Origin of the sequence: Cryobacterium breve (assembly GCF_027594785.1) — a bacterium.
Classification (GTDB): domain Bacteria; phylum Actinomycetota; class Actinomycetes; order Actinomycetales; family Microbacteriaceae; genus Cryobacterium; species Cryobacterium breve_A.
Window position 1 is genome coordinate 1935837 of sequence record NZ_CP075584.1, and the last position, 13202, is coordinate 1949038.

At 68.5% G+C, this 13202-nt stretch carries 10 protein-coding genes, 1 tRNA gene and 3 pseudogenes; 9 read left to right on the forward strand and 5 right to left on the reverse strand.

The genetic code is table 11. From position 1 onward, the window contains the following. Positions 1-77: 77 nt before the first annotated feature. The 4 genes from KIV56_RS09430 (at position 78) to KIV56_RS09445 (ending at position 4845) form a co-directional block, all read left to right on the forward strand. Positions 78-854, forward strand: a complete 777-nt coding sequence (locus KIV56_RS09430) for a FadR/GntR family transcriptional regulator (RefSeq protein ID WP_281536007.1) — start codon at positions 78-80, stop codon at positions 852-854. Positions 855-888: 34 nt separating this feature from the next. Further along, positions 889-1608, forward strand: coding sequence for a cache domain-containing protein (locus KIV56_RS09435; RefSeq protein ID WP_281536008.1), 720 nt, complete (start codon positions 889-891; stop codon positions 1606-1608). A gap of 107 nt (positions 1609-1715) precedes the next feature. Then, positions 1716-3149, forward strand: coding sequence for an aminobutyraldehyde dehydrogenase (locus tag KIV56_RS09440; RefSeq protein WP_281536009.1), 1434 nt, complete (start codon positions 1716-1718; stop codon positions 3147-3149). 91 nt (positions 3150-3240) lie between these two features. After that, positions 3241-4845, forward strand: a complete 1605-nt coding sequence (locus KIV56_RS09445; protein ID WP_281536010.1) for an APC family permease — start codon at positions 3241-3243, stop codon at positions 4843-4845. Positions 4846-5020: 175 nt separating this feature from the next. Here KIV56_RS09445 and rplA read toward each other — a convergent pair whose 3' ends face one another. From rplA to KIV56_RS09470, 5 genes and pseudogenes are all read right to left on the reverse strand, one after another. Next, the gene (gene rplA, locus KIV56_RS09450; protein WP_281536011.1) at positions 5021-5710 is read right to left on the reverse strand and encodes a 50S ribosomal protein L1; all 690 of its coding nucleotides are present in this window, start codon (positions 5708-5710) and stop codon (positions 5021-5023) included. A gap of 89 nt (positions 5711-5799) precedes the next feature. Next, positions 5800-6232: pseudogene (gene rplK, locus KIV56_RS09455) on the reverse strand (50S ribosomal protein L11). Positions 6233-6316: 84 nt separating this feature from the next. After that, a complete protein-coding gene (gene nusG, locus KIV56_RS09460; RefSeq protein WP_281536012.1) occupies positions 6317-7315 on the reverse strand; it encodes a transcription termination/antitermination protein NusG in 999 nt (332 codons plus the stop codon). 103 nt (positions 7316-7418) lie between these two features. Further along, positions 7419-7694, reverse strand: coding sequence for a preprotein translocase subunit SecE (secE, locus tag KIV56_RS09465; protein WP_134534380.1), 276 nt, complete (start codon positions 7692-7694; stop codon positions 7419-7421). A gap of 42 nt (positions 7695-7736) precedes the next feature. Further along, a tRNA-Trp gene (locus KIV56_RS09470) sits at positions 7737-7809 on the reverse strand. Positions 7810-7953: 144 nt separating this feature from the next. Here KIV56_RS09470 and KIV56_RS09475 point away from each other — a divergent pair. From KIV56_RS09475 to KIV56_RS09495, 5 genes and pseudogenes are all read left to right on the forward strand, one after another. Beyond that, positions 7954-9196: pseudogene (locus KIV56_RS09475) on the forward strand (pyridoxal phosphate-dependent aminotransferase). A gap of 170 nt (positions 9197-9366) precedes the next feature. After that, positions 9367-10333, forward strand: a pseudogene (locus KIV56_RS09480) (ABC transporter ATP-binding protein). Then, positions 10330-11193: an ABC transporter permease gene (locus KIV56_RS09485; protein ID WP_281536013.1), complete on the forward strand. Its 864-nt coding sequence runs from the start codon at positions 10330-10332 to the stop codon at positions 11191-11193. The pseudogene KIV56_RS09480 and the gene KIV56_RS09485 overlap by 4 nt, the downstream one beginning before the upstream one ends. Positions 11194-11239: 46 nt before the next feature. Beyond that, the gene (locus KIV56_RS09490) at positions 11240-12496 is read left to right on the forward strand and encodes a sensor histidine kinase (protein WP_281536014.1); all 1257 of its coding nucleotides are present in this window, start codon (positions 11240-11242) and stop codon (positions 12494-12496) included. Next, a complete protein-coding gene (locus KIV56_RS09495) occupies positions 12493-13116 on the forward strand; it encodes a response regulator (RefSeq protein WP_281536015.1) in 624 nt (207 codons plus the stop codon). The genes KIV56_RS09490 and KIV56_RS09495 overlap by 4 nt, the downstream gene beginning before the upstream one ends. Positions 13117-13202: the final 86 nt, after the last annotated feature.

The window sequence follows — 13202 nt, forward strand, 5'->3', positions numbered from 1 at the left end:
ATCCTATACCGAATGTTTTCGGTTCCGGCACCCGTCCGACCGTTACCAGCATGCCACCGTCGGCTACATTGAAGTCTATGGAGGCACAGCTGCGACCCGGCGCCCGGGAGGCGATCTTCGCCCAGCTCATCGAGGCCGGCCGCGCCGAGCAGGTTGCCCGCCGCCTCACCGATGCCATCATCCTCGGCGTCCTCACGTCGGGCGAACGGCTACCGAGCGAGCAGGAGCTCGCGCGCCGCTTCGGGGTCGCCCTGATCACGGTGCGCGAGGGCCTCGTGATCCTGCGTGAGTCGGGCCTCGTCGAGACCCGTCGGGGCCGCGGCGGCGGCAGTTTCGTGATCCAGGCGGATGCCCCGGACGAGACGCTCCTGCACACCCGGCTCCGGGGTGTCACCCACGTCGAACTCTCAGACCTCGCGGTCTACTTCGCCACGATCATGGAGGGCTGCGCCGAGCGGGCCGCCCTCCGCGCGGCACCGGATGATGCTGATCGGCTCTCCGAGTGGCTCGCCCTGGCCGACTGGGACCGGGACGCGGGCGCCCGCGCCAATGCCGGCGGTTTCTACCTCGAACTCGCGGTGCTCAGCCAGTCGGCGCGGCTCGTGCGTGAACAGGTCCGGCTGCAGGCGGAGTTCGGTCCGTTGCTCCTGCTCGGGCTCGCGGATCCCTCGGTCCGCGCGAGGGTCGCGGCCTGCAACACGGACGTCGTCGCGGCGGTCCGGGCCGGCGACGGCCCGCTCGCCCGCACCCTCGTCGCCGGGCAGGTGCGCGAACTCGCCGAGTGGCTGCACGCGGCGAAGACCAGGATCGAACGAGGAGGAACGCTCCATGCGGCATCCGCTGTCAGTGCCTGATCTGTCGGTTGCGGCGTCGGTTGCGCTCGCGCCCGTGGCCACCGCCGTCAGCGCGGCGGTCGCCGACGTGTTCACGGTGCTCGACGACTGGCGCGATCGCGTCGCCGCCGCGGTCCCCGTTGCGACAACGGCAGAACTCGACGCCCTCGTGGAATCCCTCGTCGTGCCGACCCTGGTCGGCGGCGTCGCGGCGCACGACACCCCGATGCTCCTGATCGGCGCCGGGTTCATCGCGGCGGCGGACGACCGGCAGGCCAGCCCCGCGCATTTCGCCTGGTGGCTCGGGCCGCTCGCCGGCAACCCCCTGCTCGGCACGACCCTCGCGCCCACCCGGCTCGACCTCGCCGCTCGCGTGCACACCGAATACCTGCGCGACTTCCGCGGCCTCGAGTGGTACCGGGTGCCGGAGGCCACCGGGCGAGCGCACGTCACGGGTCCGTACGTCGACCACCTCTGCACGTTCGATTTCATCGTCACCCTCACCCTTCCCGTGCTCGTCGACGGCCGCATGGTCGGCGTGATCGGGGCCGACGTGTCCGTCACCCGCCTGGAGCAGTCCCTGCTTCCGGCGCTGCTCGGACTCGACGCCCCTGCCGCCCTCGTGAACGCGATCGGCCGCGTCGTGATCTCGACGGAAGCCACGCTCGCCGCCGGTGACATCGTGCCGAACCCTGGGCATCCGCTCGCAGCCTATGACCGGGCTCCGTGCGCCGGATTTCCCTTCGACGTGATCGCCCGCCGCCCCCTCGAATAAAAGATTGCATTTGGGATGATTTAGGGTATCGTCGGCCTCTGGGGAATTCCACCCCGGGCGCCGTGGCCCTGGCCAGCGCCGACCAGCCGTTTGGGAAAGGCCTGCGCATGTCCATCCGTGAACTCCGTAACTTCGTCAACGGGCAGTACGTCGCCTCCGCCGCGAGCGAGCAGCTCGACATCGTGAACCCCGCGACCGAGGAGGTCTACGCGCGCACCCCCGTGTCGACAGAAGCGGATGTCGCGTCCGCGTACTCCGCCGCGGCGACCGCGTTCGAGACGTGGGGCGAGACCACCCCCGGTGAACGCCAGCTCGCCCTGCTGAAGTTCGCCGACGCCCTGTCCGAGCGTGCGGAGGAGATCGCGGACGTCGAGAGCGAGAACACCGGCAAGCCGCGTGCCGGCCTCGTCGGCGACGAGGTCGACGTCATGATCGACCAGGTGCGCTTCTTCGCCGGCGCCGCCCGCGTGCTCGAGGGCAAGTCCGGCGGCGAATACCTGAAGGACCACACCTCGTTCATCCGGCGGGAGCCGATCGGCGTGATCGGCCAGGTCACCCCGTGGAACTACCCGATGATGATGGCGATCTGGAAGATCGCCCCCGCCCTCGCGGCCGGAAACGCCGTCGTGCTGAAGCCCTCTGACTCGACCCCCGTCTCGACGCTCCTCCTCGCCGAGATCGCGGCGGAGTTCTTCCCGGCCGGCGTCTTCAACGTCGTCCTGGGCGACCGCACCACGGGCCGCGCCCTCGTCGCCGACCGGATCCCGCAGATGGTGTCGATCACCGGGTCGGTACGGGCCGGCATGGAGGTCGCGGGCACCGCCGCGCTCGACGTCAAGCGCGTACACCTCGAACTCGGCGGCAAGGCCCCGGTGATCGTGTTCGACGACGCCGATATCGACGCCGCCGTCGCGGGCATCGCGACGGCCGCGTTCTACAACGGCGGCCAGGACTGCACCGCCGCCACCCGAGTGCTCGTCCAGGCCGGAATCCACGACGAGTTCGTCGCAGCACTCGCGGCTTACGCCCGGGTGAACGCGAGGACCGGCGGCCCGCGCGAGGACGGCATCCTCTTCGGCGCACTCTCGAGCGCCGACCAGCTCGCCCGGGTGCAGGGCGTCATCGCGGGCCTGCCCGACCACGCCGACATCGCGCTCGGCGGGCACCGCCAGGGCGACCTCGGCTACTTCCATGAGGCGACGATCGTCTCTAACCTGCGGCAGGGCGACGACGCGGTGCAGAACGAGATCTTCGGACCGGTCATCACGGCCCAGAAGTTCACCGACGAGGCCGAGGCGCTCGCCTGGGCGAACGACGTGCAGTACGGCCTGGCCTCCTCGGTCTGGACGAAGGACCACGCGCGTGCGATGCGGATGGCCAAGCGCCTCGATTTCGGCTGCGTCTGGATCAACACGCACATCCCGCTCGTCGCCGAGATGCCGCACGGCGGCTTCAAGCACTCCGGCTACGGCAAGGACCTCTCGATGTACGGCCTCGAGGACTACACCCGCATCAAGCACGTGATGAGCTACATCGGCTGATCAACCCCGTTCGGGGCAAACATCCGGTTCTATAGCTTTCTCGTAACGGTGTCACTATGGTGGGCACACACAGCCTGCCGACGACGTCAGGATGCACCGCAGCCGAAAGGTCATGATGAGCGCAGATCAGCCCGGAAAGACGCCCGCCGCGAAGGGAATCGGTGACCAGGAGCACCTCAGGGTGCTCGGGTACGAGGACTCTTTCCACCGTTCGATGTCGCTGTGGGCCAACTTCGCCCTCGGCTTCACCTACCTCTCGCCGCTCGTCGGCGTGTACTCCCTCTTCGCGCTCGCCCTCAGCACGGGCGGGCCGCCCTCGATCTTCTGGATCCTGATCGTGGGCGCGGGCCAGCTGCTCGTCGCCCTCGTCTTCGGAGAGGTCGTCTCGCAGTACCCGATCGCAGGCGGGATCTACCCGTGGACCCGCAGGCTCTGGGGCAAGCGGTACGCCTGGATGGCCGCCTGGGTCTACGTCTGGGCGATGCTCGTGACGATCACCGCGGTCGCCGAGTTCGGCAGCGGCTTCCTCGGCAGCCTGATCGACGCGCCGGTCACGAAGGAGGTCACGCTGGGCCTCTCGGTGCTGTTCCTGCTGGTGGCCTTCGCGTTCAACTTCTCCGGAACAAAGATGCTCGGCCGGGTCGCCAGGATCGGCCTCGGCGCCGAGCTCATCGGCGTGATCGGCCTCGGGCTCTACCTGCTGATCTTCCAGCGCAAGCAGGAGTTCAGCGTCTTCTTCAACACCATGGGCGTCGAGGGCGACGGCAACTACGCCGTCGCATTCCTCGGTGCGGCCCTCGCCGGCCTGTTCCTGTTCTACGGCTTCGAGGCCTGCGGGGACGTGGCCGAGGAAGTCGCGAACCCGGCCAGGGGCATCCCACGGGCCATGATCCTGACCATCCTCGTCGGCGGGGTCTCCGCCCTGTTCTCGTTCGGCGGCTACGTGATGGCGGCGCCCGACCTGCAGGCGGTGGTGGACGGCAACGACATCGACCCGATCCCGGCTATCCTCGAGGCCTCGCTCGGAACCGTCGGCGCCAAGCTCTTCCTGGTCGTCGCGATCACGGCGTTCCTGTCCTGCGTGCTGAGCCTGCAGGCCGCGGCCAGCCGGCTGATGTTCTCCTTTGCTCGCGACGGGATGATCCCCGGCCACGCCTGGCTGTCCCGGGTGAGCCCGCGCACCGCCGTCCCGGTGAACGCGCTCATCGTCGCCTGCTCGATCCCGCTGGCGCTCTGCCTGCTGATCTACGCGGGTGGCAGCCTCACCCAGATCACGGCGTTCGCGGTCATCGGCATCTACGTCGCGTTCCAGTCCGTCGTGCTCGCTGCGCTCCGCCAGCGAATCAAGGGCTGGCGCCCGGCCGGGCCGTTCAACCTCGGCAGGGCCGGCTTCGTGGTCAACGTCGTCGCCCTCGCCTACGGGGTGTTCGCAATGGTGTTGCTGGCACTGCCCGGCAAGACCGGCGTCTTCCTCGACGACTGGATCGTTCTGATCGGGCTCGCGGTCGTCATGGGCGCGGGCCTGCTCTACCTGTTCATCGCGAAGCCGCACACCAACTCGCACCAGCCCGAAGGCGACGCGATCGCGGTCGCGGCTCTGCTTCGGGCGCACCCGGGCAACGCCGCGTCGGCGGCCCCCGGTGCGCCGGGGGCAACGGATGCCGGGGGCCCGCGCCCGACATCCGTGTCTGACTGACGAAAGCCCCGCCCGCCGTCGACGCGCCTCGCGCGCCACCTCCGCCGCTTCGCGCCAGGCACGCCTGGTGCGGAGCGGCGCACGTGGCGCGCAGCACGTTCTCGCGTGGACGCCCCGGGTACGACGAAGGGCCCGTCTTGCGACGGGCCCTTCGGTGTGGTGCTGGCGCTTGTGCCTAGATGGCGTTGACGTCGAGCGGGATGCCGGGACCGAAGGTCGTCGAGACGGCGCCCTTCATGACGTAGCGGCCCTTGGAGGAGCTCGGCTTGAGGCGGACGATCTCCTCGAGCGCTGCCGTGATGTTCTCGTTCAGCTGCTCGGCGGTGAAGGATGCCTTGCCGACGACGAACTGCACGTTGGCGTGCTTGTCGACGCGGAACGCGATCTTGCCGCCCTTGATGTCGTTGACGGCGCGGGCGACGTCGGTCGTGACCGTTCCGGTCTTCGGGTTCGGCATGAGGCCGCGCGGGCCGAGGACCTTACCGAGACGACCGACCTTGCCCATGAGCTCCGGGGTCGAAACCGCGGAGTCGAAGGAGGTGTACCCAGCGGCGACCTTCTCGATGAGCTCGTCGCCACCGACCTCGTCGGCGCCGGCAGCGATGGCTGCTTCGGCCGCGGGGCCCGTTGCGAAGACGATGACGCGCGACACGCGGCCGGTACCGTGAGGAAGAATAACGGTTCCGCGGACCATCTGGTCAGCCTTGCGCGGGTCGACGCCCAGCTTCAACGCGACCTCGATGGTCGAGTTGAAGTTCGCGGAGCCGGTCTCCCGGGCAATCGCGACGGCTTCGGTGGGGGTGTAGAACTTGTCGGCCTCGATCTTCTCGGCCGCGGCCCGGTAGGCCTTTGACTTCTGTGCCATGTGAATCTCCTGTATATAAAGATTTGAGAGTGTGGTGCGAGCCTGGCCGGCTCTTCCACGTACTGCTGGTGGCGGATGCCTGGTTGAGGTTAGGCCTCGACCGTAACGCCCATGGAGCGTGCGGTGCCGGCGATGATCTTCGCGGCGGCGTCGATGTCGTTGGCGTTGAGGTCAACCATCTTCGCTTCGGCGATCTCGCGGACCTGCGCCTGGGTGAGCTTGGCCACCTTGACGGTGTGCGGGGTGCCGCTGCCCTTGGTGACTCCGGCGGCCTTCTTGATGAGCCTCCGCGGCGGGCGGGGTCTTCAGGATGAACGTGAAGGAACGGTCGTCGTACACGGTGATCTCAACCGGGATGACGTTGCCGCGCTGGGATTCGGTCTGGGCGTTGTATGCCTTGCAGAATTCCATGATGTTCACGCCGTGCTGGCCCAGTGCCGGCCCGATGGGCGGTGCGGGGTTAGCGGCGCCGGCCTTGATCTGAAGCTTGATCAGACCAGTAACCTTCTTCTTCGGTGCCATGATTCTTCCTTCTTTTATGATGACGAGCGGCCGTGAGGCAACTCTCCCGGTGGCCCGGTCGGGCCCCGGTGGTGGGGAAACTTACTAAAGCTTGGTGACCTGGTCGAAGCTGAGCTCGACCGGGGTCTCACGCTCGAACAGGGAGACGAGGACGATGAGCTTGCCGCTCTCCGCCTTGATCTCGCTGATCGTGCCGGGCAGGCCCGCGAACGAGCCTTCCTTGATCGTGATGGTCTCGCCGATTTCGTAGTCGATCTCGGCGGGCAGTGCGCGGGTCGCGATCTTGCCGTGCGTGCCTGCGCCCTTGGCGGACGGCACGTCCTGGATCTCGACGAGGCTCTTCAGCATGCCGAAGGCCTCCTCGAAGCGCAGCGGCGTCGGGTTGTGCGCGTTGCCGACGAAGCCGGTGACGCCCGGCGTGTGCCGGACGACGGACCAGCTGTCCTCGTTGAGGTCCATGCGCACGAGCACGTAGCCGGGGATGCGCACGCGGGTGACCATCTTGCGCTGGCCGTTCTTGATCTCGACGACGTCTTCCATCGGAACCTCGACCTGGTAGATGAAATCTTCCATGGCCATCGACTGCTTGCGGTTCTCGATGTTCGACTTCACGCGACGCTCGAAGCCGGCGTAGGAGTGGATGACGAACCACTTGCCGGGCTGGAAGCGGAGTTCCTTGCGGAATTCAGCGTATGGATCTTCGTCGACGGGCTCAGCGGATGCGTCGGCGGCGTCTGCCGCGTCGGCTTCTGCATCGGCGGTGTCAACGCCTCCGTCGACGTCTTCCTCGTCGTCGACGGCTTCGGCGGCAGCCTCTGCCTCGTCGCTCGAGTCGATGTCCAGGGCGTCGTCAACTTCTGAATCCGCTTCGGGGTCGACCGCGCCGGCGAGGGCGTCGAGTGCGGCGTCGAGGTTGTCCTCAACGCCGACGCTGGGGTCGAACACGTGGACGGCTACCTGTTCGGCGGCTTCCACGGACTCTTCTTCCGCTTCGAGGACGTTGCCTTCCTGTGCTTCGTCGTCGTCGGACGCCTGCTCGGCGGCGGTGGCCCAGTCGGCGTCGTCGTGATTCGTCTCAGTCACTAAATCTCAATCCTTATGTAGTGCGCGGGCACGAAGACGTGTCCCGCGCAGCGTTGCCGTGAATCCTGGCCATGCGGTCTCGCCGCCGGTGGGCGGCAGCCGGTCAGCCGCCTGGTGTTCCGAAGACGTACGTCACGACGAGTGCGAACACCCAGTCGAGGGCGGAAACCAGGGCCATCATGATCGCTACGAAGATCAGGACGACAGCCGTGTAGCTCAGCAGTTCCTTGCGGGTCGGTGTGACCACCTTGCGGAGTTCCGCCATGACCTGCTTCAGGAACAGGGACATCCGTGCGAACGGACCGCGTTTGGCGTCGCGAGCGAGTCGTGCGTCTGCGACGATTTCCTCACTGGGTTCGTCGACAACTTTTCGGGCCACCTGTTACACCTTTCATGGGCCGACGGAAATGCCACCGACTTGCAGGGCGGACAGGACTCGAACCTGCAACCTGCGGTTTTGGAGACCGCTGCTCTACCAATTGAGCCACCACCCTATGCAGCCGGATCACCACGCTCACTCACGCCACCCCCCGAAAAATACTCGAGAAAAAGGCGCAAAAAAGCCTGGCAGATTTCAACTACCTCGATCAAGTCTAGGTCACACCGGCACCACTGTAAAGCTGGGGCCGTCGGTGCGGATGCTGGCCGCGCGGGTGCGGCCACCGTATGCTCGTTCTGTGGCTCACGAACTCAAGCGAATCTCTACCCGGATCGGCTCCATCGCGGAATCGGCGACACTCAAGGTCGACAGCAAGGCCAAGGCTCTCCAGGCGGCCGGTCGACCCGTGATCAGCTTCGCGGCGGGCGAACCGGACTTCCCGACCCCCGCGCACATCGTCGAGGCGGCGCTTCTCGCCGTGCGCGACCCGAAGAACCACAAGTACACGCCGGCCGCCGGTCTGCCCGACCTCCGCGAGGCCGTCGCGGCGAAGACGCTGCGCGATTCCGGCCTCGCGGTCTCCCCCGCCCAGGTGGTCATCACCAACGGCGGCAAGCAGGCCGTCTACCAGGCGTTCGCGACGCTGCTCGACCCGGGGGACGAGGTCATCGTGCCGACCCCGTACTGGACCACCTATCCGGAGTCGATCCGGCTGGCCGGCGGCGTGCAGGTCGACGTCTTCGCCGGCAGCGACCAGGGCTACCTCGTCACCGTCGAGCAGGCTCGAGGCCGCCCGCACCGAGCGCACCAAGGTGCTGCTCTTCGTCTCGCCCTCCAACCCGACCGGCGCGGTCTACTCTCCGGAGCAGACGAAGGCGATCGGCGAGTGGGCGGAGGAGCACGGACTCTGGGTCATCACCGACGAGATTTACCAGAACCTGACCTACGACGGCGTGCGCGCCGTCTCGATCGTCGAGGCCGTTCCCGCCCTCGCGGACCGCACAATCCTCGTGAACGGCGTCGCCAAGACCTACGCGATGACCGGCTGGCGCCTGGGCTGGATGGTCGGCCCGCTCGACGCGATCAAGGCCGCGGCGAACCTGCAGTCCCATCTCACCTCGAACGTGTCCAACGTGTCGCAGCGCGCCGCGATCGCCGCCCTCACCGGCCCGCAGGACGACGCGATCGCGATGCGGGAGGCCTTCGACCGGCGCCGCCGGCTCATCGTCGCCGAGTTGAACAAGATCCCCGGCATGGTGACGCCGACGCCCCAGGGCGCGTTCTACGTCTACCCGAACGTGACCGGCCTGCTCGGCCGCACCTGGGGCGGGGTCACGCCGACGACGTCCCTCGAGCTCGCCGACCTGATCCTCGACCAGGCCGAAGTCGCCGCTGTCCCCGGTGAGGCGTTCGGCCCGAGCGGGTACCTGCGCTTCTCCTACGCGCTCGGGGACGACCAGCTGCTGGAAGGCATCCGCCGCCTGCAGCGCCTCTTCGCCTAACGAATTCGACGGAGTTTTTGGGCTTCTGACACGTAAGACGCGTCTTAAAACCGGTTCAAAACGCAAAAACTCCGTCGAATTGGTGAGGGTCGGCATCCATCGACCGGTGGATGCCCGGGTCGGCCGGGCGGACGCTTACGTTCCCGGGCCTCTGGTGGGATTCTTTCGGTATGACCACCACACCAGCGCCGCTCAAGAGCTCAGACCCCGTCGTGCGCGTGCGCGACCTGCACAAGTCCTACGGCGCATTCGAGGCCGTCTCGGGCATCAGCTTCGACATCCGGCCCGGAGAGACCTTCGCGCTCCTCGGCCCGAACGGCGCAGGCAAGAGCACGGTCATCGAGATCCTCGAGGGCTACCGTGACCGCACCAGCGGCGAGGTGAGCGTGCTCGGCACCGACCCGCAGCACGGCGGCCTCGACTGGAAGGCCCGGCTCGGCATCGTGCTGCAGTCGACGGGCGAGAGCGGCAACGTGACGGTCGCCGAGCAGGCTCGCGCACTTCGCGAGCCTCTACCCGAACCCGCGGGACGTGACGGAGGTGATCGCGGCCGTCGGCCTCGAGGACAAGGCGAAGACCCGTATCAGCCGGCTGTCCGGCGGGCAGCGCCGGCGAGTGGATGTCGCACTCGGCATCATCGGCCGGCCGGAGCTCCTCTTCCTCGACGAACCGACAACGGGGTTCGACCCCGAGGCGCGGCACCAGTTCTGGGACCTCGTGCGCAGCCTGAAGGCAGAGGGCACCACGATCCTGCTCACAACCCACTACCTCGACGAGGCCGCCCAGCTCGGCGACCGTGCCGGCGTGATCACCGGGGGCCGGCTGATCGACATCGGCGCGATCGACGAGATCGGTGGCGCCGAGGCACGGGTGCCGCTCGTGCGCTGGCGGGATGCCGCCGGGCAGTCGCACGAGATCCGCACCGACCGGCCGGGTCGCGTCGTGGCCGAGCTCGTCGCGGCGAGCGGCGGGCCAGGCGGCGCGGCGGGCGGCGCGGAACCGGCCGAACTCGAGGTGATCCGGCCAAGCCTCGAGGACGTCTACCTCGGGCTCGTGCGCGAGGACCGCGCGGAGAATTCCGACACAGCGAATTCCGGCACATCCACTTCTGACGACAGCACGGAGGTGCTCGCATGACCACGCTCGACATGACCACCGCTACCGGCAGCATCCGCTCGACTCGTCACGGCGTGCTGCGACTCGGCCTCGCCCGGGTGTATTACGAAGCACGCATGTACTTCCGCACCCCGGACAGCGTGTTCTTCACGTTCCTGTTCCCGTTCATCATGCTCGCGATCTTCACCGCCGCTTTCGGCTCGGCCGGCAACATCGGCACCGCACCGGACGGCAGCGGTGGCATCAGCGTCGGCGCGTATTACCTTCCGGGCATGCTTGCGGCGGGGATGCTGCTCTCCGGTGTGCAGAACCTCGCGGTCGACATCGCCGGCGAGAAGAGCGACGGCACCCTCAAGCGGCTCGGCGGCACCCCGCTGTCCCCGCTGAGCTACTTCATCGGCAAGATCGGGATGGTGCTCGTCACGGGCGCCATCCAGGCGACCCTGCTCATTCTGGTGGCGCGATTCCTCCTCGGCATCGACCTGCCGACAGACCCGGCCGCGTGGCTCACGTTCGCGTGGGTGTTCCTGTTCGGCGTGATCGCCTGCGCGTTCCTCGGCATCGCGCTCTCCGCGTTGCCGCGCTCCGGCAAGAGCGCGACGGCCGTTGTGATCCCGATCGTGCTGATCCTGCAGTTCATCTCGGGGGTCTACCTGCAGTTCTACAACCTCCCCGAGTGGATGCAGAACGTCGCGAGCCTGTTCCCGCTCAAGTGGATGGCCCAGGGCATGCGGTCGGTGTTCCTGCCGGACAGCTTCGCGAGCCTCGAGCAGAACGGGGTCTGGGACCTCCCGCTCGTCGCACTCAACCTCGGCATCTGGCTCGTGGTCGGGCTCGTGCTCAGCCGGGTGACGTTCCGCTGGATCCGCAAGGACAGCTGACCATGGCCGTGTTCCCCGGCCGCGGCCGTCGTGGGAGGCTGGGCGCATGAGGATTCCGGCCATGACGACCCTGCGCTGGTGGGACGTCGCCGTCGGTGGGTCACTGCTCCTGATGGGGGTGCTCGCGGCCTCCGACCAGTACCGGTACGGACACGAGCTCGGGCGGATCGGCGCTCTCGCGACGCTCGCCGCGATGGGCGTCGGCTATCTCGCGTTCGGACGCCGCGCGATCGCGTGCCCGAGCGAAGGGACCGGTTCGGCCGCGCTGGCCGCGACCGTCTTCCGCGGAGTCTTGATCGTCGGCGTCGGCGTCGCCGCGGCATTCAACCCGAGTCTCGCGACGCTCCAGGCAATCGCCTTCCCGCTGCTCTGGACGCTGACCGATTCCTTCCTCGTCTCCGTCGCCCTGAGCGCCCTCCTAGCAGCATCGGCGGCGGTCGGGCTCTGGCTGGGCATCGGCGGCACCCCGTCCGCCCTGGGGCAGGCGTCTGCCACCGAAGGGATCTCCTTCGTTTTCGCGATCGCGATGGGCGCCTGGATCACCCGCATCGCCCGCGACGGCAACACCCAACGGCGGCTCTACGAGGAGCTCAGCGTCGCCCAGGACGAGCTTGCCGCCCTGCACCGGGATGCCGGGAGCGCGGCCGAGCGGGAACGGCTGGCCAGGGAGATCCACGACACGATCGCCCAGAGCCTGACGAGCCTCGTCATGCTCGCCCAGCGCGCGGGGAACGAGCTCGGGCCGGACGCCGGGGCGCGGCCCACCGTCGAGCTCATCGAAGACACCGCCCGGCAGGCCCTGACCGAGGCGCGCACCCTCGTCGCGGCGATGTCGCCCGTGCGGGTCGGGGATTCGACCCTCGCCGAGACCCTGCGCCGCCTCGCCGGGCGCTTCGAACGCGAGACCGGAATCCAGGTACGGGTGATCCTCGCGGACACCGGCCTCGACGGGCTCGACCGGCTCGACCGGGAAAACGAGGTCGTGCTGCTCCGCTGCGCCCAGGAAGGCCTCGCGAACGTGCGCAAGCACTCCCGCGCGGGGGCGGCATCCGTTCGCCTCGAGCGGGTGGGCACGGATGCCGTGCTCACCGTGACCGACGACGGTCGCGGCCTCGGCGCCTATGCTCCCGCCCACGAGAACGGGTTCGGCCTCTCCGGGATGCGCGACCGACTCGCCCTCGTCGGCGGCGGGCTCACGGTCGGGGCCGGCGAGCGCGGAGGCACCGTGCTGCGGGTGACCGTGCCCGCGGCGGGCGCCGAAAGCGCCCACCCCTCCGTCGAATCGGTTCGGGGCGAGCGATGATCCGGGTCATCGTGGCCGACGACCATCCGATCGTGCGCGGCGGCATCGCACTGCTGCTCGGTGCCGCCGGCGATATCGAGGTCGTCGGGCAGGCCGGCAACGGCGAGGAGGCCGTCGCGCTCGCCGCCGAGCTCGACCCCGACCTCGTGCTGATGGACCTGCGGATGCCGCTGCTCGACGGCGTCGCAGCGACCGCGCTCATCGTCGCGGCGAACGAGCGCACGCGCGTGCTGGTGCTCACGACCTACGAGAGCGACGACCAGATCCTCGCGGCGATCGCGGCCGGGGCGAGCGGGTATCTACTGAAGGCCGCGCCCCAGGCGGAGATCATCGAGGGTGTGCGTTCGGTCGCGCGCGGCCAGACGGCGCTCGCCCCGTCGATCGCGGCGATGCTTGTGCACCGGGTGCGCGTGGATGCCGCCCCGACGCCGCGCCTGTCGGCCCGCGAACTCGACGTGCTCCGGCTGGTGTCGGCCGGCGAGAGCAACCCGCAGATCGGCCGCGCCCTGTTCATCAGCGAGGCCACCGTCAAGACGCACCTGCTGCACGCCTTCGAGAAGCTCGCGGTGAGCGACCGGACCCGCGCCGTGACCCGGGCGATGGAGCTCGGGCTGCTGTAGCCCGGCATCCGCCCGCCGCCGCGCCGACACTCGCCGTTCGCGCCCTGTGTCGCCAGTGCGCCGGGGTCACTCGGCGGAAACGGCGA

Excerpts from the sequence above, each read along its gene's own strand:
- KIV56_RS09430 (WP_281536007.1), top strand. The coding sequence starts at position 78 with ATGGAGGCACAGCTGCGACCCGGCGCCCGGGAGGCGATCTTCGCCCAG.
- KIV56_RS09440 (WP_281536009.1), top strand. The coding sequence starts at position 1,716 with ATGTCCATCCGTGAACTCCGTAACTTCGTCAACGGGCAGTACGTCGCC.
- KIV56_RS09445 (WP_281536010.1), top strand. The coding sequence starts at position 3,241 with ATGCACCGCAGCCGAAAGGTCATGATGAGCGCAGATCAGCCCGGAAAG.
- rplA (WP_281536011.1), bottom strand. The coding sequence starts at position 5,710 with ATGGCACAGAAGTCAAAGGCCTACCGGGCCGCGGCCGAGAAGATCGAG.
- KIV56_RS09485 (WP_281536013.1), top strand. The coding sequence starts at position 10,330 with ATGACCACGCTCGACATGACCACCGCTACCGGCAGCATCCGCTCGACT.
- KIV56_RS09490 (WP_281536014.1), top strand. The coding sequence starts at position 11,240 with ATGAGGATTCCGGCCATGACGACCCTGCGCTGGTGGGACGTCGCCGTC.
- KIV56_RS09495 (WP_281536015.1), top strand. The coding sequence starts at position 12,493 with ATGATCCGGGTCATCGTGGCCGACGACCATCCGATCGTGCGCGGCGGC.